The following is a 19,474-nucleotide window of genomic DNA, read 5'->3' on the forward strand; positions in this document are numbered from 1 at the left end:
CCACTCCCACAGGGCCAGCACAAGGTTCGAACCCTGAGCAATGCCTGTGAGAGCGGGCAAGCCTGCGAATGGGCCGCAACGCGGCCCCGGTTTACTTCTGCGTGCTGTGCACTGCGCCAGCGGTATTATCCAGCAGGCTCTTGGTCGCAGTCTGGATATACGCTTCCAGCCTCTTGAGCATTTCCGGCTGGTCCGGGCTTTCGATCAGCTCGGCCTTGAACTCGCTGCCCAGCTGGTAGCGGTACATCCGCGGGCTCATGTCCTTGGACTCGATCAGGATACGGTCACCCTGCACCAGCCCGACGATCTGCTCGCTGCCCGACGGCTTGATCATGCCCACGCCCTGGTCACCCTCAGGCAGGTTGAGCAGGTCGCGCCCCCAGCACTGATGGCGCGTCTTGCCGCCCAGGCGCCCCATGATGGTCGGCACGATGTCAACCTGGGTACCCACGGTGTGGTTCACCGCCCCGAACTTCTCCTGAATGCCCGGGGCAATCAGCAGCAACGGCACGTTGAAACGGCCCAGGTCCAGCTCGGTAACCTGCTGGTGGTTGCCAAAGCCATGGTCACCGACGATGACGAACAGGGTGTCCTTGAAGTAAGGCTCTTTACGCGCCTTCTCGAAGAACTGGCCCAGCGCCCAGTCCGAATAACGCATGGCGGTCAGGTGCTCGTCCAGACGGCCCTGGCCGGTAACCTTCTCTACCGGCAAGTCCTTCGGCAGCGCATATGGCGTGTGGTTGGACAGCGTCTGCAGCAGCGCGTAGATCGGCTTCTTGCCATCATGCTTGGCCAGCTCTTCGTTGCCGCGGTCGAACATGTCCTGGTCGGACACACCCCAGGTCGGGTCGGAGAACACCGGGTTGACGAAGTCATTACGGCCGATGAAGGTGGTCATCCCCTGGTTGCCAAAGAACCCGGACTGGTTATCCCAGGCAAAGTCGCCGTTGTAGACATACACGTCGTCGTAGTCACGGGCGCCGAGCAGGGCTGGCAGGCCCGACAGCTTATGGCCGCCTTCCGGGGTCTGCATCAGGTATTCGAAACCTGGCAGGTTGGGGAAGCAGGCCATGGTGGCGAACATGCCCTGGTGGGTATGGGTGCCGTTGGAGAAGAAGCGGTCGAACAGCAGGCCTTCTTTGGCCAGCTTGTCGAAGTACGGGGTGATGTTGTTGGGGCTGCCCAGCGCACCTACCGAGTGGCCGGCGAAGCTTTCCATCAGGATCACCACCACGTTCTTGATCGGCAGGGTCCGGTCAGCCGGCGGCACAAAGTCGCGACGGATAGCGGCTTCGTCGGCGTCGACCAGTGTGTCGTTGGCCGTCAGCAGTTGCTCACGCACACTTTGCGTGGCCACGTCCTGCTCCAGCACCGGCTTCCAGATGTTGGCACGGTCCTCGCTGAAGCGGCTCTTGGCGGCGTCGATCAGGGTCAGGGTACCGTTCAGGCCCAGCTGGTTGACGAAGTTGGAGTCAGTGGTAAAGGCATCACCCCAGCGCATCGGCGGGCCCTGGCGCAGGGTGCCACGGGCAGCGACCACGGCCACCAGCAAGATCACCATGAATACCGCCAGGCGCTTGTACCACGGGGCAACGCGGTACAGGCCTTCGGCTCGGGTAGCGCGATCGATACCTTTGAACAGCAGGCTCAGCAGCCAGGTACCGAGGGCCCAGGCCAGCAGGTAGCGCACCACCGGGAAACCGTACCAGAGCATGCTCATGACGGTTTTAGGGTCTTCCTGGATGTACTGGAACACCAGGCCATTGAGGCGCTGGTGGAACTCGCGGTAAAAGTCCATTTCCATCAGGCCGAGGAACATCACCACGCTCGAAGCGAGGGTCAGCCAGAAACGGAACACACCACGCCGGGCCATGGCCCAAGGGCTGAGCATGGCCAGCAGCAGTGGGATGCTGATGTACACCACCACCCGCAGGTCGAAGCGCAAGCCGTTGAGGAAGCCTTCGGCGACAGTCGCATAAGGGGTATCGCCGACCATGTCGTTGTTGTAGGCCAGCAGCGCCAGGCGCACGAGGCTGAGCATCAGCATGATCACCAGGCCGCTGAGCAGCGTGTAGGCCAGGTGGGATTTCAGGGTCGGCGAAAACGACGTTCGCGCGCCCTGTTGCTTCAAGGCGTCCGTGTTAGCCATGAATGGGAAGGTCCTAGGATTGCGGTTTGCGAAGAGGCGATGGCGCTAGACCAACGCAGCATTATGCGGGTGCGGATTCTGTTTAAACCCATGTGAAAATTTTGTCACGGCCCTATTTCTGGCTATGTCAGTAACGCGCCTAGAGCCGCACATTCCCCCGCGGCCCGGCAATCGCCCAGATCACCAGCCCCACCACCGGCAGCAGTGCGATCAACAAGATCCACAACACCTTGATGCCCACCTCGCTGCCACTCTTGATCACGTTGAGAATGGCCCAGATATCCAGTGCCAGAATGATCAGCCCGACCAGGCTGTTGAAGGTAGATCCCATGTCTGAATTCCTGTCAGAGGCTTTGCTGCACAGCATAGTCAGCTATCGCGCCAATAGAAGGGAATCCTTGGCGGAAGTCGCGGGTCCCTCGTTAGACTGACTGCATTCATTGATTCGAGGTTCGCATGCCCCCTGCCCACAGCCAAAGCGCCGCCCCATCCTCACTGCTGCAGGCCTGGCGCCAGCAGGTCACCGATACCCCCTGGCTCAGCGCCGGCCTGGGGCTGAGCCTGCTGGCGGTGTGCGTGCTGCTGGCCGCCAGTTTCTGGAACGCGGTGAACGGCGACCATGCCGACAACCTGCACCTTGCCATGCTGGGCGGGTTGTCAGGCTTTGGCGCCACTGCGCTGGGCGCGGTGCTGGCAGTGGTGCTGCGCGATGTCAACGCGCGCACCCAGGACGTGATGCTGGGCTTTGCGGCCGGCATGATGCTGGCCGCCAGCTCGTTTTCGCTGATTCTGCCGGGCCTGGAGGCTGCCCGCGAGATCACGGGCAACGGCCCGGCCGCCGCGTTTACCGTGGTGCTGGGCATGGGCCTGGGTGTGCTGCTGATGCTGGGCCTGGACCGCTTCACCCCGCATGAACACGAAAGCACCGGCCCGTGCGGGCCCGAAGCCGAGCGCATCAGCCGGGTGTGGTTGTTCGTGCTGGCGATAACCCTGCACAACCTGCCTGAAGGCATGGCGATTGGCGTGAGCTTTGCCAATGGCGACATGAACATCGGCCTGCCGCTGACCAGTGCCATCGCCATTCAGGACATCCCCGAAGGGCTGGCCGTGGCGCTGGCCTTGCGCGCCACGGGGCTTTCGAACCTGAAGGCGGCGTTGGTGGCGATTGGGTCGGGCCTGATGGAGCCGCTAGGGGCGGTGATCGGGCTGGGGATTTCTACCGGCTTTGCCCTCGCCTACCCGATCAGCATGGGGCTGGCGGCAGGGGCGATGATCTTTGTGGTCAGCCACGAGGTGATCCCCGAAACCCACCGCAATGGGCACCAGACAGCGGCGACCCTGGGGTTGATGGGCGGGTTTGCGGTGATGATGTTTCTCGACACTGCGCTGGGCTGAAGATTGATGTTTCGTGAGCCGGCCTCTTCGCGGGCTCGCCCGCTCCCACAGGGTGGACTGCCCCCCAAAAGTTGGACAGTTTTAAGCTGCAGCCTGAGCCCTGTACTCCACAGGGCTCAGGCCATTGAGCCTCAGCTTGATGCGATCATGGTTGTAGTAGTGAATGTACTCATCCAGACCCGCTCTCAGCTCATCAATGCTCTCGAAACGCTTCAGGTAGAAAAACTCAGATTTGAGCGTGCCGAAGAAGCTTTCCATGGCCGCATTGTCCAGGCAATTGCCTTTTCGAGACATGCTCTGCTTTACCCCGCATTCGCTTAGCTTACGGCGGTATTGCGCCTGCTGGTAATGCCATCCCTGATCCGAATGCAGCACGAGCTTCGGTTTCTCTCCCAGGCAATCGAGCGCTTTGCCAAGCATGTTCCCAACCAGGCTATAGCATGGGCGGCTGGCCATTTCGTAGGCCACGATTTCGCCGTTGTACAAATCCATCACGGGCGACAGGTAAAGCTTCTGTTGAGCTACTTTGAACTCGGTTACGTCGGTCACCCACTTCTGGTTTGGGCGTTGAGCAACAAAATTTCGCTCCAGCACATTCGCTGCCACTTTACCGACGGTACCTCGATAGGAGCGGTATTTCTTGGGGCGCACTACTGATTTCAATCCCTGCTCAGCCATCAGCCGTTCAATGACCTTCTTGTTCACCCGCTTTTCCTTCCTGATTACGAGTGCGATGCGGCGATAACCATAAAGCCCTTTCTGCTCGTGGTAGACGCGATGCACCAATGCCTTGAGCTCAGCATGCCGATCTGGCTTCTGCTGAGCTTTTAGCTGGTAGTAGAAGGTGCTGCGCGCCAGCTCGACCAACTGAAGGAGGTCAGGCAAAGGAAACCTGCGCTTGAGTTTGGAAACGATCAGGGCTTTTTCCCGCGTGTTCGTTCCTTTTCCTCGCGCAGAGCCTTGAGCTCCTTTAGGACAGCATTCTCCATGCGCAGGTACTCAAGTTCAGCCATCAGCTGATCTCGAGACTTCTGATCATCATTGGTATCGGTGGGTTTGGCAGGCTTGATCTTCTTCGGCACGTCGATTGGCTTTCTTGGCTTGATGGCAGTAGAGGGTGCAGGACTGCCACTGTAGTACTGCCGCTGCCAAATGCCTATCTGAGAGGACTGCCCAAGACCAAAGTGGGCAGCGGTCTGGCGCAGCGAAAGCCGATGCTCGTGCATATAGCTAAGCACCTGCTGTTTGAAATCACTGGTATAGCGCCGCCCATGCGAGCCTGGACCAATGCCATTATTGGCCTGATAACTGGCCACCCAGCGTCGAAGCAGGCTGAAATCGATACCTAAGTGTTGAGCCACCTTTCGGAAACCGTTGCTGCCATCCAGGTAGGCTGTGATCGCTGTGAGCTTGAATTGCTCGGTGTACTTACCCATAGATCCCCCAAGGGTTGGATTGGTGTCCAACTTCTTGGGGGCAGTCCAGGGTTATCACAGGGCCTGATGCGGTGGAGTACCTGTGGGAGCGGGCATGCCCGCGAACAAGCAATTACTGGTATCAGATGTGGACGGCGACTTTCAAAGCCTCCAGCGCCGGCTCAACCTTGATGCCCAGCTCTGCGCCCAGCTCCATCACCCGCGCCAGGTCCTGCTGCCCCACCATGACCATCTGCAGTTCGTCATCCAGCAACTGGCTGAAGTTGAGCAGCACATAACCACCCGCCTCCTTGTTCAGCGCGCCCATCTGCACCTGAATGCGGTTGAGCGCAGTCAGTGGTTCGGTACGGACCAACTGCTTGGGCTTGAGGGTAAACGGCACGCTGTTGTCGAACGAGTCGCTGATCTGCTGGAACAGGTCTTGGTAGCTGTCGGCCTGGAACACCACGGTATCCGGCAGGCTGCCGAGCACCACCCATTCGCCCAAGGGAATCGGGAAAGTGTCGTCGTAGTTGATGTCGGGGTTGGCGGCCAGGAAGGCGACAGGGTCGGCGTAGGCCTGGGCGGCCTCGTCGGCAATACGCTCGATGTCTGCCTCACGCATGCAGCCGGCGCCAATGAGGCTGATGAATTCGAGCAACTGAGTTTTCATGAATGGGGGCCTGCGACGGGTGAAAAGTCGCCAAGGATAGCCGCAAATGCCCCCTGGCGGTTAGCCGGCCAGCGTTTGCAGGCGCGCGGCGGTGTCTGCTGCACCCATGGTTTGCGCCGCCATCAGGGCGGTGATGCCGCGGGCATCCTGGTGCGCCGGGTTGGCCCCTTGTGCCAGCAGGTAGTCGAGGATTTCGCTGCGATTGAACATGGCCGCCAACATCAGCGCGGTGCGACCGTCCTGCGCGGCGGCATCCACCGGCACGCCATGCTCCACCAACAGGCGAATCATCGCCAGGTCCCCTTTGAATGCGGCACCGGCAATCGGCAACTGGCCATTGTCGTTGGCAATCAGCGGGTCGGCACCTTGCGCCAGCAGCACGCGCACCGCCTCGTGGTGGCCGTGGTAGCTGGCCAGCATCAGCAAGGTATCGCCCTTGTGGTTACGCAGGTTGGCCGGCAGGCCGCTGGCAAGCAGGCGCCCGAGCATGTCGGCATCGCCCTGGCGGGCACGCTCGAACACCTGCTCGGCGAACGCGGCGGTTTCGTCATCGGTCATGGTAGCGGGTGCGGTCTGGCTGGGCATAGGGAACCTCCTGGCATAATTGATGGACCAAGTGTTCGTCAGGCATGCCAGGGCGGTCAAAGGTTCAGATTCTATCGGGCCGATAGGCACTGGCTGACCCGTGCAAAATGCACTGTGCAAAATGCACGACCATGCAGCTTGCACGATACCGCTTCTGCTAATTCTCCGTAACAGCCTGTATTTACTGGATTTTTCGCCAAACAGGATTCTGGCACGGTCACTGCAACCATCAACTCATGTCTGCCACACACCAGCCAGGAGTTGATATGGACCTCATCCAGCAAAAGTTCGCCTCGGTATTTTCGGCCTATCAGGTAAATACCCAAGCCCGGCCCGATGGCGGTGTACTGCTTACCCTGCGCGCAGCGGATGGCAAGGTTACCCGCCGGGTGCTGACCTATGGGCAATTGCACAGTGCCGAACAGCTGTCTTGGGCGATCAGTGCCATCCGTCGTGACCTGGCTGAAGAGGCCAGTGAGTTGCCGGTCATCTCGATGCTGCAGAGCCAGCAGCGGTTTGCCTTGCCGACTTACCGCTGAGGGGTGTATTGCCTGAACTGGCCTCTTCGCGGGTGAACCCGCTCCTACATTGACTGCGCGATGCCTAAGGGCGGCGCAACATTGACTGCGCGATGCCTAAGGGCGGCGCCACCGCTGTAGGAGCGGGTTCACCCGCGAAGAGGCCGGCAATGTCATTACAACTCGTCGATCCCCAGAAACGCCCGCGCCGTTACATCCCCGGTAAACCGCGCCTGCATGCCCTGCTCGCTGCCGTACAAGCGAAACGCCAGGCAAAACGGTGCATCCCCCAGCTCAACCCAGCGCCGCGTCCCGGCCGGCACCAGCAGTTGGTCACCTTTCTCGCACAGCACCGAATACACCCAGTCGCCCAACCGCAGGCCAACCTGCGCCCGCCCGCTGACCACGGCGAACAGCTCGTCGGCCTCATGCACATGTTCATCACGCACATCGACCTGTGCCGGGTCTTCACCGTCGCGGTTGAGCAACGCGAAAGCCTTGCTGCCATGCGCCGTCATCAACTCATCCAGATACACGCGGCAAGCATCCAGCACCTCGTCCTGGGCCGTGCCCGGGCGCACCCGCAGGCCAGGTTCGGCGTGGACAAAGCGCACGCCCTGTTCAGCCAAGGTGGCAGCGATATCGTCGTGGTGAGTCAGCACCTTGTTCGGCAGTTCCGGGCTGGCGGGGTGGAAAACGCTGAGAATGCTCATCAGGGGCGGGTCCTGGTCGGTTGCGAACAAAGGGCAATGATAACGGCTGCGGCCAGGGCTGCGGCACTGGCCATACCAAAGGTGAAGGTGGGGCCCAGCAGCTTCCAGCTGTAGCCTGAGTACAGCGCCCCCAGCGCACCGCCGGTACCCGACAGCGCTGCGTAAAGCGCCTGGCCCTGGCCCTGCTGGCGGGCGCCGAAGCTGGCCTGGACGAATGCGATGCTGGCGGCATGGAAGCAGCCGAAGGTGGCCGCATGCAGCAGTTGGGCGAAGATCAGTACTGTCGGCTCCTGGGCCAGGTTGCCCAGCAGCAGCCAGCGCAATGTTGCCAGCAGGAAGCTGGCCAACAGTACACGCTGCACGCTGAAACGGGCGAACAGGCGGCTCATGACCATGAACATCAGCACCTCGGCCACCACCCCAAGCGCCCAGAACAGGCCGATGGCACCGCGCGTGTAGCCCAAGTGCTCCAGGTGCAAGGTAAGGAAGGTGTAGTACGGCCCGTGGCTGAGCTGCATCAGTGCCACGCACACATAGAACGCGATCACCCCCGGGGCGCGCAACTGCTGCAGGAAGCCCCCCGCGCCGCTGCGCCCGCCCTGTTCCACCGGCTGCGCATTGGGCACCCACAGGCTGGCGGCGACGATGCCGGCCATGATCGTGACCAGTGCCACCGGGTAGATGTCCAGGCTCAACCACTCGAACAAGCGGCCCAGGCCGACCACGGTGAGGATGAAACCGATCGAACCCCACAGACGTACCTGGCTGTAGCGCGACGTCTGCCCGTGCAGGTGGGCCAGGGTAATGACCTCGAACTGCGGCAGCACCGCATGCCAGAAGAACGCGTGCAGGGCCATCACCAGCGCCAGCCAGGCGTAGCTTTTGCCGAAGAAGATCAGGGCGAAGGTGGCCAGGGTGCACAGCGCGCCAAGGCGTACGATCAACAGGCGCTGGCCCGTGCGGTCACCCAGCCAGCCCCACAGGTTGGGGGCCACGCAGCGCATCAGCATGGGAATGGCCACCAGCTCGCCGATGCGCGCCGGGGAGAAGCCCAGGTGGTCGAAGTACAGCGCCAGGAAAGGCGCGGTGGAGCCCAGCAGGGCGAAGTAGAACAGGTAGAAGCTGGACAGGCGCCAGTAGGGAATGGGTTGCATGGGATGGCCTTGTGGGACCTGTGCCGGCCACTTCGCGGGTTTAGCCGCGAAGTGGCCGGCGCAAGCAAATCAGAGCTGGCCCAGCACCGGGGTAGCGACCTTCACCTCGGCATTCTGCGCGCGGTGGCGCAGCAGGTGGTCCATCAACGCGATGGCCATCATCGCCTCGGCAATCGGTGTGGCGCGGATGCCCACGCACGGGTCGTGGCGGCCTTTGGTGATGACGTCCACCGGGTTGCCATCGACATCAATCGAGCGGCCCGGGGTGGTGATGCTGGAAGTGGGCTTCAGTGCCAGGTGGGCAACGATCGGCTGGCCCGAGGAAATACCACCCAGAATGCCGCCTGCATTGTTGCTGAGGAAGCCGTCCGGGGTCAGTTCGTCCCGGTGCTCGGTGCCGCGCTGGGCCACACTGGCGAAGCCGGCGCCGATCTCCACGCCCTTGACCGCGTTGATGCTCATCAGCGCATGAGCCAGCTCTGCATCCAGGCGGTCGAAGATCGGCTCGCCCAGGCCGGGCATCACGCCTTCCGCAACCACGGTGATCTTGGCGCCCACCGAGTCCTGGTCGCGGCGCAGCTGGTCCATGTAGGCCTCCAGCTCAGGTACTTTGTCCGGGTCGGGGCTGAAGAAGGCGTTCTGCTCCACCGACTCCCAAGACTTGAACGGGATTTCGATCGGGCCCAACTGGCTCATGTAGCCACGCACGGTGATGCCCTGGGTGGCCAGGAACTTCTTGGCGATAGCACCGGCGGCCACGCGCATGGCAGTTTCACGGGCCGAGCTGCGACCGCCGCCGCGGTAGTCGCGGATACCGTACTTGTGGTGGTAGGTGTAGTCGGCGTGGGCCGGGCGGAACAGGTCCTTGATGGCCGAGTAGTCCTTGGACTTCTGGTCGGTGTTGCGGATCAGCAGGCCGATCGAGCAGCCGGTGGTGCGGCCTTCGAACACGCCGGAAAGGATTTCTACCTCGTCGGCTTCCTGGCGCTGGGTGGTGTGCCGGCTGGTGCCGGGCTTGCGCCGGTCAAGGTCGTGCTGCAGGTCGGCGAGGGAGATTTCCAGGCCCGGTGGGCATCCATCGACAATGGCGACCAACGCCGGGCCATGGCTCTCGCCAGCGGTGGTGACAGTGAACAGCTTGCCGTAGGTATTGCCGGACATGGACGCTCCGCGAGTTCTGCCTGAAATGGACGAAAGCAGCAGTATACAGATGGTTTGATCGCCTGTGCGGGCCTCTTCGCGGGCACGCCGGCTCCCACAGGATCACCACAGATCCAAATGCTGTGAAATACCTGTGGGAGCGGGCGTGCCCGCGAAAGGGCCGAACCAGCAATTCGCCCCCCAGAACCTTCCTGCAAACATTGGGTCAAACCCATATCTCCCCAAGTAGTACCGCATGATGTCGCGCCTCGTCGCCTTGCTCTTCCTGCTGTGCACCGGCCTGGCCCAGGCCGCCGCCCCCACTGTGCTGCAACGCCCGATCGACCTGGACACCGGCCAGGGCGTGCTGCATGGCAGCCTGCTGCTGCCGCAACAGGCCACCCCGCCGCCAGTGGTGCTGATCATCGCCGGCTCCGGCCCCACCGACCGCGACGGCAACAACCCGGCCTCCGGCAAGGTCGACAACCTCAAACGCCTGGCCCTGTTGCTGGCCAACGAGCACATTGCCAGCGTGCGTTACGACAAACGCGGCGTGGCCGCCAGCCAGCCGGCCACGCCTGACGAGCGTGACCTCAGCGTGGAGCGCTATGTGGCCGATGTGGTCGCCTGGAGCCGCAAGCTCAAAGCCGACCCGCGCTTCGGCCCGCTGATCCTGATTGGCCACAGCGAAGGCGCGCTGATTGCCAGCCTGGCCGCCGAGCAGGCAGGGGCCAGCGCAGTCATCACCCTGGCCGGCAGCGGCCGGCCGCTGGCCGAGGTACTGCGCGAACAACTGGCCAAGCGCCTGCCGCCGGCGCAACTGGCCGGTGGCAGTGCCCTGCTCGACCGCCTGCAGGCCGGGCAGACCAGCCTGGATGTGCCAGCGCCGCTGCGCCAGGTGTTTCGCCCCAGCGTGCAGCCATACCTGATTTCGCTGTTCCAGCAAAACCCGGCAGCCGCCTTTGCCCGCCTGCCCATGCCGGCACTGATCGTGCAGGGGCGCAATGACGTGCAGGTGGACGTGGCCGACGCCCAGCGGCTGAAAGCGGCCAAGCCAGATGCGCAACTGGTCCTGATCGATGGCATGAACCACATGCTGCGCATCAGCCCCAAGGGCATGAGCCAGCAGCGCGACAGCTACCTCAACCCCGAGCTACCGCTGGCGCGCGAACTGGGTGAGCGAATTGTGACATTCATCCAGCATTTGCCTGCGGCGTAAGTCAAACAGGCTCAGGTCTCGGGCATGCCTGCCGATACAGCAGGCATAGCTGAGGACAAGCCCTGATGACCACCGCCCCCACCGCCGTCGAGCCGGCCGAAGAACCCCAGGAAATCCCCGCCCTGCCTTGGGCCGAGCTGACCGCCGAACATTTCCAGCTGCTACGCCTGGCAGCACTGCCGACCGACCGCAGCACCGGCGCGCGGCCGCTGCGTTTTGTGCAGTTCGGCTATGCCGAGCGCCATGACAAGGCACACAGCCTGCTGCGCATGGAAATCCAGTTGCCCGGCCAGAAGGTGCACAAAGAGCAGAACCGCCTGGACATCCGCGTCGACCATGCCGAGCGTCTGGTGCGTATTGGCAATGAACATGGCTTGCAAGTGGAGCCCGTGAACCGCGGTATCGGCCGTTTCATGCTGGCCCAGGCCGCCCAGTGGTTGCAGCGCAAGTGGTCGCACTACCGGGTGGAAGGTATGGCGCTGCCTAGCAAGGACGCCCTGAACGAGGACTCACGCCTGCGCCGTGACCACTGCTTGCGCGGGGTCGGTATCGAGGTGGAGTACGAGGAAAACCAGCATCTGAAAGGCCGTACCGCGGACATGACGGTGGCCCAGCTCAAGGCTGTCTGGAACAGCGAGCGCCTGCAGCGGGTAGAGATTCTGGATGCCGCCAACCTGCTGCAGCAGGCGGACCAGCAACTGCAGGAAAAGGAAGGGCAACTGCGCGAGCGGGATGAGCGCGTGGCCAAATACCAGCGCGAAGACGGCGGATTGCGTTTCACCATTACCTGCCTGGTGGCGTTTGCCGTGTTCCAGGCAGGGCTGTTGATCTGGATTGCAACCCGCTAAGACCGCATCAGCCGGTGGAGTTTGGGGCCGCTTGGCGGCCCATCGCGACACAAGGCCGCTCCCACGAGGTATTGCTCAATTTCCAAAGCTGGCGCGATCCCTGTGGAAGCGGGCTTGCCCGCGAACACGGGCAAAGCCCGTGCCATCCACCGCGGTGTCTTCTTAGCGGGTAAACCCGCTCCCACACGGGATCACGCTTGTGTCGCGATGGGCTGCAAAGCAGCCGCAAATAGCCTAAACGCGGGCCTTGAACAATTCCTGATGCTGGCGGCACTGCTCGGCCGTGAGCATGAACACCCCGTGCCCGCCACGCTCGAATTCCAGCCAGGCAAAGTCCACCTCGGGGTACAACGCCTCGACATGCACCTGGCTGTTGCCCACTTCGACAATCAGCAACCCCTTCTCGGTCAGGTGGTCAGCCGCTTCGGCCAGCATCCGCCGTACCAGGTCCAGGCCGTCGCTGCCGCAGGCCAGGCCCAGTTCGGGCTCATGGTGGTACTCGGCCGGCATGTCGTCGAAGTCTTCGGCATCGACATACGGCGGGTTGGACAGGATCAGGTCGAAACGTTGCCCCGGCAAACCGCCAAAGCCGTCGCCCTGCACGGTGTACACACGACCGTCCAGGCCATGGCGCTCGATGTTCTGGTTGGCCACTTCAAGGGCCTGGAACGACAGGTCGGCCAACACCACCTCGGCCTCGGGGAACACGTCGGCGGCGACGATGCCGATGCAGCCCGACCCCGTGCACAGGTCCAGAATGCGCGCCGGGTCGCTGGCCAGCCACGGCTCGAAACGTTTTTCGATCAGCTCGCCAATGGGCGAACGCGGCACCAACACCCGTTCGTCGACGATGAACGACATGCCGCAGAACCAGGCCTCGCCCAGCAGGTAGGCGGCCGGCACACGCTCTTCGATACGGCGTTTGAGCAGGTGCTGCAGGCGTACCCGCTCGTCGTCCTCGAGCATGCAGTCCAGGTAGCTGTCGGCCACCTCCCATGGCAAGTGCACGGCACCGAGCACCAGCATGCGGGCCTCGTCCCAGGCGTTGTCGGCACCGTGACCGAAGAACAGGTCATGCTCGTGGAAGCGGCTGACCGCCCAGCGGATGTAGTCGCGCAGCGTGCGCAGACGGGATGTGATCACGGGGTACTCCTATTTTCAGACCGGACAAAAGTCTAACAGCCCCACCCGCACATTTGTTCCTTTGCCTTGCCCAAAGGCTAGCCACAGGCCAGTAACCATGCCGCTTGCGTTGTCAACCATTCCCATTGGCGCCAAGGCAGGGGAGAATAGGTATACAAAAGCCCTATCCAAGGAGCCCTTGATGTCCGTTCCAACCACGATGTTTCGCCTCACTGGCCGCGACTATCCGCCGGCCAAGCTGAGCCACGCCAGCCTGATCATCATCGATGCACAAAAGGAGTACCTCAGTGGTCCCCTGAAGCTGTCGGGCATGGACGAGGCCGTGGCCAACATCGCCAGGTTGCTCGACGCCGCACGTAAAAGCGGCCGTCCGATCATCCATGTTCGCCACCTGGGCACTGTCGGGGGCCGCTTCGACCCCCAGGGGCCGGCTGGCGAGTTCATTCCGGGGCTGGAGCCGCTGGAAGGTGAAATCGTCATCGAAAAGCGCATGCCCAACGCGTTCAAGAACACCAAGCTGCATGAAACATTGCAGGAGCTGGGCCACCTTGACCTGATCGTCTGTGGTTTCATGAGCCACTCCAGCGTCAGCACCACCGTTCGCCGCGCCAAGGACTATGGTTATCGGTGCACCCTGGTAGAAGACGCGTCGGCAACCCGCGACCTGGCATTCAAGGACGGCGTCATTCCGGCCGCACAGATTCACCAGTGCGAAATGGCCGTGATGGCTGATAACTTCGCTTGCGTGGCACCCACCGCCAGCCTCATCTGAGCGGCTTGCAGGACCGCCCGGCAGCCGGGCGGAACCCGATGGGCAGCAGCAGGTCGAATTCCGGATATCCACCGAGGAGAGCGGAATGAAGCTTAAAGGCAGTTTCGACGCCAAGCGCCTGCGCCCGCGCGAACCGCGTAACTGGGGCGCCCGCCTGGCGGCCGGCCTGTCGGCCCTGCTGGCGACGCTGGGCGTGTTGCTGGCCATGGCCGGCGCCGCCGGCCTGCTGGGCAACTACCCTGCCCTGCAGGAACTCAACACCAACAAGCCGTTGTCCAGCATCCTCACCGTGGCTGGCTTGCTGCTGCTGTGGCTGGGCGTGCGTTTCTGGCGGCGCAGCCGTATCCGCTTGCGCCGCGGGCGGGAGCTGAACCTGTCGCCGCACCTGATGAAGAAGCACGATTGATGGTTTTGCGTAACCTGTGCGGGCCTCATCGCGGGTAAACCCGTTCCTACAGGTGCCCGGCCGCCTTCAGGCTCTGTGATATCCATGCAGGAGCGGGTTCACCCGCGAAGAGGCCCGCACAGGCTGCACACGGCCCCACAGTCGCGTAAACTACGTCGCCTACGTGGAGGCATCATGCAAGACGACGATTTTTCCCTGTTCAAGGCCGAAGTGCGCGGCGTAAGGCCGATCAGCCACGACCGTGCCGACGTCGGCAAGCCCAAGGCCGACCGCCAGAAGCTGGCCGGCCTGCGCCAGGCAGCGACCGTGCGCAGTGACAAGGCTTTGGTCATCGATGGCATGTCCGACCAGTTCGTCATCGACGTCGGCGCCGAAGACGAGCTGATGTGGCGCCGCGATGGCGTGCAGGAAGGCCAGCTGCGCAAGCTGAAGCTGGGGCAGATTCCATTCGAGGGCAGCCTCGACCTGCACGGCATGACGGTGGAAAAGGCCCGCGAAACCTTGTGGGACTTCATCGCCGAAGCCACCAAACTAGAGGTGCGCTGCGTGCGGGTGACCCACGGCAAGGCCGCGCGCCTGGACGGCAAGCGCCCGATGATCAAGAGCCACGTCAACACCTGGCTGCGGCAGCACCCGCAAGTGCTCGGTTTTGCCTCGTGCAGTGCCCGCCACGGCGGCACTGGCGCTGTGTATGTGATGCTGAAGCGAACCATGCTCGAAGGGCGCGACGAGTAACGCCGCGCTTGCAGCGCCGCCCTCACCGCCGTACCCTTCGTTTTTGCGATTTTTTCCCACAGGTAGATCCATGTCCCTGGAACAGAACTACACCGAGATCCTCAGCCAGATTGGCGAGGACGTCTCCCGTGAGGGCCTGCTCGACACGCCCAAGCGGGCTGCAAAGGCGATGAAGTACCTTTGCCGCGGTTATGAGCAAACACTGGAAGAAGTCACCAACAACGCTTTGTTCAGCTCTGACAACAGCGAAATGGTGCTGGTCCGGGACATCGAACTGTATTCGATGTGCGAACACCACATGCTGCCGTTCATTGGCAAGGCACACGTTGCCTACCTGCCAAAGGGCAAGGTACTGGGCCTGTCGAAGGTGGCACGTATCGTCGACATGTACGCCCGCCGCCTGCAGATCCAGGAAAACCTCAGCCGCCAGATCGCCGAAGCCGTGCAGCAGGTAACCGGTGCCGCAGGCGTGGCCGTGGTGGTCGAAGCCAAGCACATGTGCATGATGATGCGCGGTGTCGAGAAGCAGAATTCCACCATGATCACCTCGGTGATGCTGGGTGAGTTCCGCGATAACGCCGCCACCCGTAGCGAGTTCCTCAGCCTGATCAAGTGATTGGTTGCTGGCCCCAAGCCGACCCTTCAGGGTCGGCTTTTGCATTTCAGGAGTTGTCCATGATCGTCAAAGCCCTGCGGGTTGGCCTCGGCCAGCTCATCGTGTTCGGTGACTGGATCAGCCGCCCGGCCAAGCGCAAGCGCGACGCCGCCGCCCAGGCCCGCATCGAGCAAGCAGCCAAGGGGCTGGCGCTGTACCAGTTCCACGCCTGCCCATTCTGCGTCAAAACCCGCCGCACCCTGCACCGGTTGAACGTGCCGGTGGCGCTGCGCGATGCCAAGAACGACCCGCTGCACCGCCAGGCCCTGCAAGAAGGTGGCGGCCGGGTGAAAGTGCCATGCCTGCGCATTGAAGAAGCCGGTAAGGTGACCTGGATGTATGAGTCCAAGGCAATCATTGCTTACCTGGATGAGCGGTTTGCCGCCATCTGACTGACGCAGCAGATCCCTGTGGGAGCGGGCGAGCCCGCGAAGCAGACACCGCGGTGGTTGGCACGGGCTGCGCCCGTGTTCGCGGGCACGCCCGCTCCCACAAGGGTTGCGCAAGCGCCTGGAAAACAGGTCGGCTTTCAACCCACCATCGGCACATGCCGCGGGTGGCTGCTGACCCGCTCCAGCCAGGCCCTTACCGCCGGGTACTCTGCCAGGTCGAACCCGCCCTGCTGCGCCACATGGGTGTAGGCATACAACGCCACATCGGCAATCGAGTACTGCTCACCCACCAGGTAAGGCGTCATCTGCAACTGTCGCTCCATCACCCTCAGCGCCTTGTAGCCGCCCTTGTGCAACTTGCGGTACTCGTCCAGGCGCTCGTCCGGCAGCCCCAGGTAGAACTGGATGAACCGCGCCACGGCAATGTACGGCTCATGGCTGTACTGTTCGAAAAACTGCCACTGCAGCACCTGGGTACGCAGACGCGGCTCGCTGGGCAGGAACTCGCTGCCATCGGCCAGGTAGTTGAGAATGGCGTTGGACTCCCACAGGTAGCTACCGTCTTCCAGTTCCAGCACCGGTACCTTGCCGTTGGGGTTCATCGCCAGAAACTCGGGCGTTTCGGTCTCGCCCTTGAGAATGTCCACCGGGTGCCATTCATATGGCCGGCCCAGCAGGCTCAACATCAGCTTGACCTTGTAACAGTTACCCGACTGGTAGTCGCCATAGACCTTGTACATCGACCCTCCCTGCAAAGCAGTTTCGCAATTGCGCCCAATATTTGGCGACTGTACGGCTAAAAGCAATGGCCGCTGTATGGCAAGGATCAACCTTGCTCGCTGTAGTCTGAAAAAACTGCTTACACCTTTACAAGGATTTTGTTCATGACCGATGCCACTTCCGCACGCCTGCGGCCCCTGGCAGACACCTCCCCGTCGGCGGTGGTCGCCGGCTTCATTGCCATGCTCACCGGCTATACCAGTTCGCTGGTGCTGATGTTTCAGGCCGGTCAGGCGGCCGGGCTGACCACCGCGCAGATTTCGTCATGGATCTGGGCGCTGTCGATCGGCATGGCGGTGTGCAGCATCGGCCTGTCGCTACGCTACCGCACACCGATCACCATCGCCTGGTCCACCCCTGGCGCGGCGCTGCTGATCACCAGCCTGGGTGGGGTCAGCTATGGCGAGGCCATTGGTGCCTACATTACCTGCGCCTTGCTGGTGCTGGTGTGCGGCCTGACCGGCAGTTTCGAGCGCCTGGTCAAACGCATCCCGGCCTCGCTGGCCTCGGCCTTGCTGGCGGGCATCCTGTTCAAGATCGGCAGCGAAATCTTCGTGGCTGCGCAGCATCGCACGCTGCTGGTGCTGGGCATGTTCTTCAGCTACCTGCTGGTCAAGCGCCTGTCGCCGCGTTATTGCGTGCTGGCGGCACTGCTGGTGGGCACTGCGTTGTCTGGTGCACTGGGCCTGCTGGACTTCAGCGGCTTCCACCTGGAAGTGGCCAAGCCGGTGTGGACCACGCCAAGCTTCTCGCTGGCAGCAACCATCAGCATCGGCATTCCGCTGTTCGTGGTGGCCATGACCTCACAGAACATGCCCGGCGTGGCCGTCCTGCGTGCCGACGGCTACCAGGTGCCGGCCTCGCCGCTGATCTCGGCCACCGGCTTTGCCTCGCTGGTGCTGGCGCCGTTCGGCTCGCATGGGGTCAACCTGGCTGCGATCAGCGCGGCGATCTGCACCGGACCGCATGCCCATGAAGACCCGAACAAACGTTACACCGCAGCAGTGTGGTGCGGGATTTTCTACGGCATTGCCGGGGTGTTCGGAGCCACCTTGGCGGCACTGTTCGCGGCATTGCCGAAAGAGCTGGTGCTGTCGATTGCGGCACTGGCGCTGTTTGGTTCGATCATGAACGGTTTGACCGTGGCCATGAGCGAAGCGCGCGAGCGGGAGGCAGCGGTGATCACCTTCATGGTGACTGCTTCGGGGCTGACCTTGTTCTCGATTGGTTCGGCGTTCTGGGGGATTGTGGCGGGGGTGTTGGCCTTGATGATTCTTGGGCCGCGTAGGGTATGACGGTAGAGGTAGGGTATGACGGTAGAGTGGTGTTGATGGTAGAGGTAGGGTATGGCGGTAGAGTGGTGTTGATGGTAGAGGTAGGGTATGGCGGTAGAGCGGTGTTGATGGTGAGATCGAGCGCCGCCCGCGCGGCGCATCGCGAGCTGCGCTCGCTCCTACGTTTGTTTTTGGCCAGTAACACCTGTTGCAGGCGCGCGCGACCGCCTTGCTCGTACGACGCGATATCGAGCCATGCGCCAAGGCGTACGCGCGCAAATCCCACAGGAATGACTGGCCCGAAACAAACGTAGGAGCGAGCGCAGCTCGCGATGCGCCGCGCGGGCGGCGCTCGATCTCAAACCCAACAACCATCCCCCGCCAGGCCTCAAACCCAACAACCATCCCCCGCCAGGCCTCAATCCCAACAACCATCCCCCGCCAGGCCTCAAACCCAACAACCATCCCCCGCCAGGCCTCAAACCCAACAACCATCCCCCGGCAGGCCTCAAATCCAACAACCATCCCCCCGCCAGGCCTCAAATCCAACAACCATCCCCCCGCCAGGCCTCAAACCCAACAACCATCCCCCGCCAGGCCACCTAAATCCTGAAATGCCCCACCATCCCCTTCAGGTCAGTACCCAACTGCGCCAACTCGACACTGGACCGGGCATTGTCCTGCATCGCCAACGCCGCTTGGTCCGCACTGCCGCGAATCTGCGTGACACTGCGGCTGATCTCTTCCGCCACCGAACTCTGCTGCTCGGCGGCTGCGGCAATCTGCTGGTTCATCTGCTGAATCAATGACACCGCTGCGGCAATGCTGCCCAGCGCACTTTCGGTCTGCAGTGCATCGGCCACGGCCAGCCGCACCAGCTCGGTACTCCCACGGATCTGCGCCACTGACTGCTGGGCATTGCCGCGCAGGCTGGCCACCAAGGTCTCGATCTGCTCGGTGGATTGCCGGGTACGCCGCGCCAGCGCACGCACTTCATCGGCCACCACGGCAAAGCCGCGCCCCTGCTCGCCGGCGCGGGCAGCCTCAATGGCGGCATTGAGCGCCAGCAGGTTGGTTTGCTCGGCCACGCTCTTGATCACTTCCAGCACGTCGCCAATGGTGTGGATTTCGGCACTGAGGCTGTCGATGCCGGCGCTGGCGGCTTCTGCCGCCGACGCCAGTTGCTCGATGCGCTGCATGCTCTGGCGCACCACCTGCTGACCCGAGTCGACCTTCTCGTCCGCTGCCTGGGCCGCCTGCGCCGCCTCTTCGGCATTGCGCGCCACATCGTGCACGGTGGCCGTCATCTGCTGCATGGCGGTAGCCACCTGTTCGGTTTCCTCTTTCTGGCTGCCCACCTCGCGGTTGGTCTGCTCGGTCACCGTCGACAACGCCTGGGCACTGCCGGCCAATTGTTCGATGCCTTGCTGCAAGCCGCTGACAATGCCCGAGAGCCCCGCCGCCATCTGCTGCATGGCCTGCATCAGTTGCCCCACCTCATCCCGGCG

21 protein-coding genes are annotated in these 19,474 nt (G+C 62.7%); 10 read left to right on the top strand and 11 right to left on the bottom strand.

Annotation, left to right across the window (positions count from 1 at the left end):
- Positions 1-91 precede the first annotated feature (91 nt).
- Positions 92-2,149, bottom strand: a complete 2,058-nt coding sequence (locus AC3B5Q_RS18960; protein ID WP_028698248.1) for an LTA synthase family protein — start codon at positions 2,147-2,149, stop codon at positions 92-94.
- A 139-nt stretch (positions 2,150-2,288) separates the two neighbouring features.
- Positions 2,289-2,480 carry a PLDc N-terminal domain-containing protein gene (locus tag AC3B5Q_RS18965; protein WP_003252818.1) on the bottom strand — a complete coding sequence of 64 codons (192 nt, stop codon included), beginning with the start codon at positions 2,478-2,480 and terminating at the stop codon, positions 2,289-2,291.
- A gap of 125 nt (positions 2,481-2,605) precedes the next feature.
- Here AC3B5Q_RS18965 and AC3B5Q_RS18970 point away from each other — a divergent pair, with 125 nt between their 5' ends.
- A complete protein-coding gene (locus tag AC3B5Q_RS18970) occupies positions 2,606-3,544 on the top strand; it encodes a ZIP family metal transporter (protein ID WP_021783094.1) in 939 nt (312 codons plus the stop codon).
- An 81-nt stretch (positions 3,545-3,625) separates the two neighbouring features.
- On the opposite strand, the gene AC3B5Q_RS18975 is transcribed toward AC3B5Q_RS18970, so the two are convergent.
- The 3 genes from AC3B5Q_RS18975 to AC3B5Q_RS18985 all read right to left on the bottom strand — a co-directional run bounded on the left by AC3B5Q_RS18975 (position 3,626) and on the right by AC3B5Q_RS18985 (position 6,217).
- Positions 3,626-4,980 (bottom strand): IS3 family transposase gene (locus AC3B5Q_RS18975; RefSeq protein WP_488392707.1). Its coding sequence is split into 2 segments (ribosomal slippage): positions 3,626-4,504 and positions 4,507-4,980, totalling 1,353 coding nucleotides; the frame shifts between segments, so codons are not numbered across the junction.
- Positions 4,981-5,101: 121 nt separating this feature from the next.
- Entirely contained in the window at positions 5,102-5,632 is a 531-nt protein-coding gene (locus AC3B5Q_RS18980) for a hypothetical protein (protein WP_021783093.1), read from the bottom strand.
- Positions 5,633-5,692: 60 nt separating this feature from the next.
- Complete coding sequence (locus AC3B5Q_RS18985) at positions 5,693-6,217, bottom strand: ankyrin repeat domain-containing protein (protein WP_021783092.1); 525 nt, start codon at positions 6,215-6,217, stop codon at positions 5,693-5,695.
- A gap of 266 nt (positions 6,218-6,483) precedes the next feature.
- Between AC3B5Q_RS18985 and AC3B5Q_RS18990 the strand changes: the two genes are divergently transcribed.
- Positions 6,484-6,756 (top strand): DUF3509 domain-containing protein, encoded by a 273-nt coding sequence (locus tag AC3B5Q_RS18990; RefSeq protein ID WP_021783091.1) that lies wholly within the window; start codon positions 6,484-6,486, stop codon positions 6,754-6,756.
- A 155-nt stretch (positions 6,757-6,911) separates the two neighbouring features.
- Here the strand turns inward: AC3B5Q_RS18990 and AC3B5Q_RS18995 are convergent, their stop codons facing one another.
- The 3 genes from AC3B5Q_RS18995 to aroC all read right to left on the bottom strand — a co-directional run bounded on the left by AC3B5Q_RS18995 (position 6,912) and on the right by aroC (position 9,763).
- Positions 6,912-7,448 carry an oxidase gene (locus AC3B5Q_RS18995; protein ID WP_084852266.1) on the bottom strand — a complete coding sequence of 179 codons (537 nt, stop codon included), beginning with the start codon at positions 7,446-7,448 and terminating at the stop codon, positions 6,912-6,914.
- Positions 7,448-8,602 carry an MFS transporter gene (locus AC3B5Q_RS19000; protein ID WP_488392708.1) on the bottom strand — a complete coding sequence of 385 codons (1,155 nt, stop codon included), beginning with the start codon at positions 8,600-8,602 and terminating at the stop codon, positions 7,448-7,450. The genes AC3B5Q_RS18995 and AC3B5Q_RS19000 overlap by 1 nt, the downstream gene beginning before the upstream one ends.
- A 69-nt stretch (positions 8,603-8,671) precedes the next feature.
- Positions 8,672-9,763 (bottom strand): chorismate synthase, encoded by a 1,092-nt coding sequence (gene aroC, locus AC3B5Q_RS19005; protein WP_021783088.1) that lies wholly within the window; start codon positions 9,761-9,763, stop codon positions 8,672-8,674.
- A 235-nt stretch (positions 9,764-9,998) separates the two neighbouring features.
- Between aroC and AC3B5Q_RS19010 the strand changes: the two genes are divergently transcribed.
- Positions 9,999-10,961 carry an alpha/beta hydrolase gene (locus AC3B5Q_RS19010; RefSeq protein ID WP_053870500.1) on the top strand — a complete coding sequence of 321 codons (963 nt, stop codon included), beginning with the start codon at positions 9,999-10,001 and terminating at the stop codon, positions 10,959-10,961.
- A 65-nt stretch (positions 10,962-11,026) separates the two neighbouring features.
- Entirely contained in the window at positions 11,027-11,809 is a 783-nt protein-coding gene (locus tag AC3B5Q_RS19015; protein ID WP_021783086.1) for a hypothetical protein, read from the top strand.
- Positions 11,810-12,043: 234 nt separating this feature from the next.
- Here AC3B5Q_RS19015 and prmB read toward each other — a convergent pair whose 3' ends face one another.
- The gene (gene prmB, locus AC3B5Q_RS19020; protein ID WP_021783085.1) at positions 12,044-12,952 is read right to left on the bottom strand and encodes a 50S ribosomal protein L3 N(5)-glutamine methyltransferase; all 909 of its coding nucleotides are present in this window, start codon (positions 12,950-12,952) and stop codon (positions 12,044-12,046) included.
- Positions 12,953-13,133: 181 nt separating this feature from the next.
- Between prmB and AC3B5Q_RS19025 the strand changes: the two genes are divergently transcribed.
- The 5 genes from AC3B5Q_RS19025 (at position 13,134) to AC3B5Q_RS19045 (ending at position 15,912) form a co-directional block, all read left to right on the top strand.
- A complete protein-coding gene (locus AC3B5Q_RS19025) occupies positions 13,134-13,724 on the top strand; it encodes a cysteine hydrolase family protein (RefSeq protein WP_021783084.1) in 591 nt (196 codons plus the stop codon).
- An 85-nt stretch (positions 13,725-13,809) separates the two neighbouring features.
- The gene (locus AC3B5Q_RS19030; protein WP_021783083.1) at positions 13,810-14,130 is read left to right on the top strand and encodes a hypothetical protein; all 321 of its coding nucleotides are present in this window, start codon (positions 13,810-13,812) and stop codon (positions 14,128-14,130) included.
- A 174-nt stretch (positions 14,131-14,304) separates the two neighbouring features.
- Positions 14,305-14,865 (top strand): Smr/MutS family protein, encoded by a 561-nt coding sequence (locus AC3B5Q_RS19035; RefSeq protein ID WP_021783082.1) that lies wholly within the window; start codon positions 14,305-14,307, stop codon positions 14,863-14,865.
- A 70-nt stretch (positions 14,866-14,935) separates the two neighbouring features.
- Complete coding sequence (gene folE, locus AC3B5Q_RS19040; protein ID WP_003252789.1) at positions 14,936-15,481, top strand: GTP cyclohydrolase I FolE; 546 nt, start codon at positions 14,936-14,938, stop codon at positions 15,479-15,481.
- A gap of 59 nt (positions 15,482-15,540) precedes the next feature.
- Positions 15,541-15,912 carry a glutaredoxin gene (locus AC3B5Q_RS19045; RefSeq protein ID WP_021783081.1) on the top strand — a complete coding sequence of 124 codons (372 nt, stop codon included), beginning with the start codon at positions 15,541-15,543 and terminating at the stop codon, positions 15,910-15,912.
- A gap of 137 nt (positions 15,913-16,049) precedes the next feature.
- On the opposite strand, the gene AC3B5Q_RS19050 is transcribed toward AC3B5Q_RS19045, so the two are convergent.
- A complete protein-coding gene (locus AC3B5Q_RS19050; RefSeq protein ID WP_021783080.1) occupies positions 16,050-16,652 on the bottom strand; it encodes a glutathione S-transferase family protein in 603 nt (200 codons plus the stop codon).
- 144 nt (positions 16,653-16,796) lie between these two features.
- Between AC3B5Q_RS19050 and AC3B5Q_RS19055 the strand changes: the two genes are divergently transcribed.
- Entirely contained in the window at positions 16,797-17,987 is a 1,191-nt protein-coding gene (locus AC3B5Q_RS19055) for a benzoate/H(+) symporter BenE family transporter (RefSeq protein WP_021783079.1), read from the top strand.
- Positions 17,988-18,568: 581 nt separating this feature from the next.
- On the opposite strand, the gene AC3B5Q_RS19060 is transcribed toward AC3B5Q_RS19055, so the two are convergent.
- On the bottom strand, positions 18,569-19,450 hold the full coding sequence (locus AC3B5Q_RS19060; RefSeq protein WP_373939452.1) for a methyl-accepting chemotaxis protein: 882 nt from the start codon (positions 19,448-19,450) through the stop codon (positions 18,569-18,571).
- Positions 19,451-19,474: the final 24 nt, after the last annotated feature.

This window comes from Pseudomonas sp. D5(2026) (genome assembly GCF_057766845.1).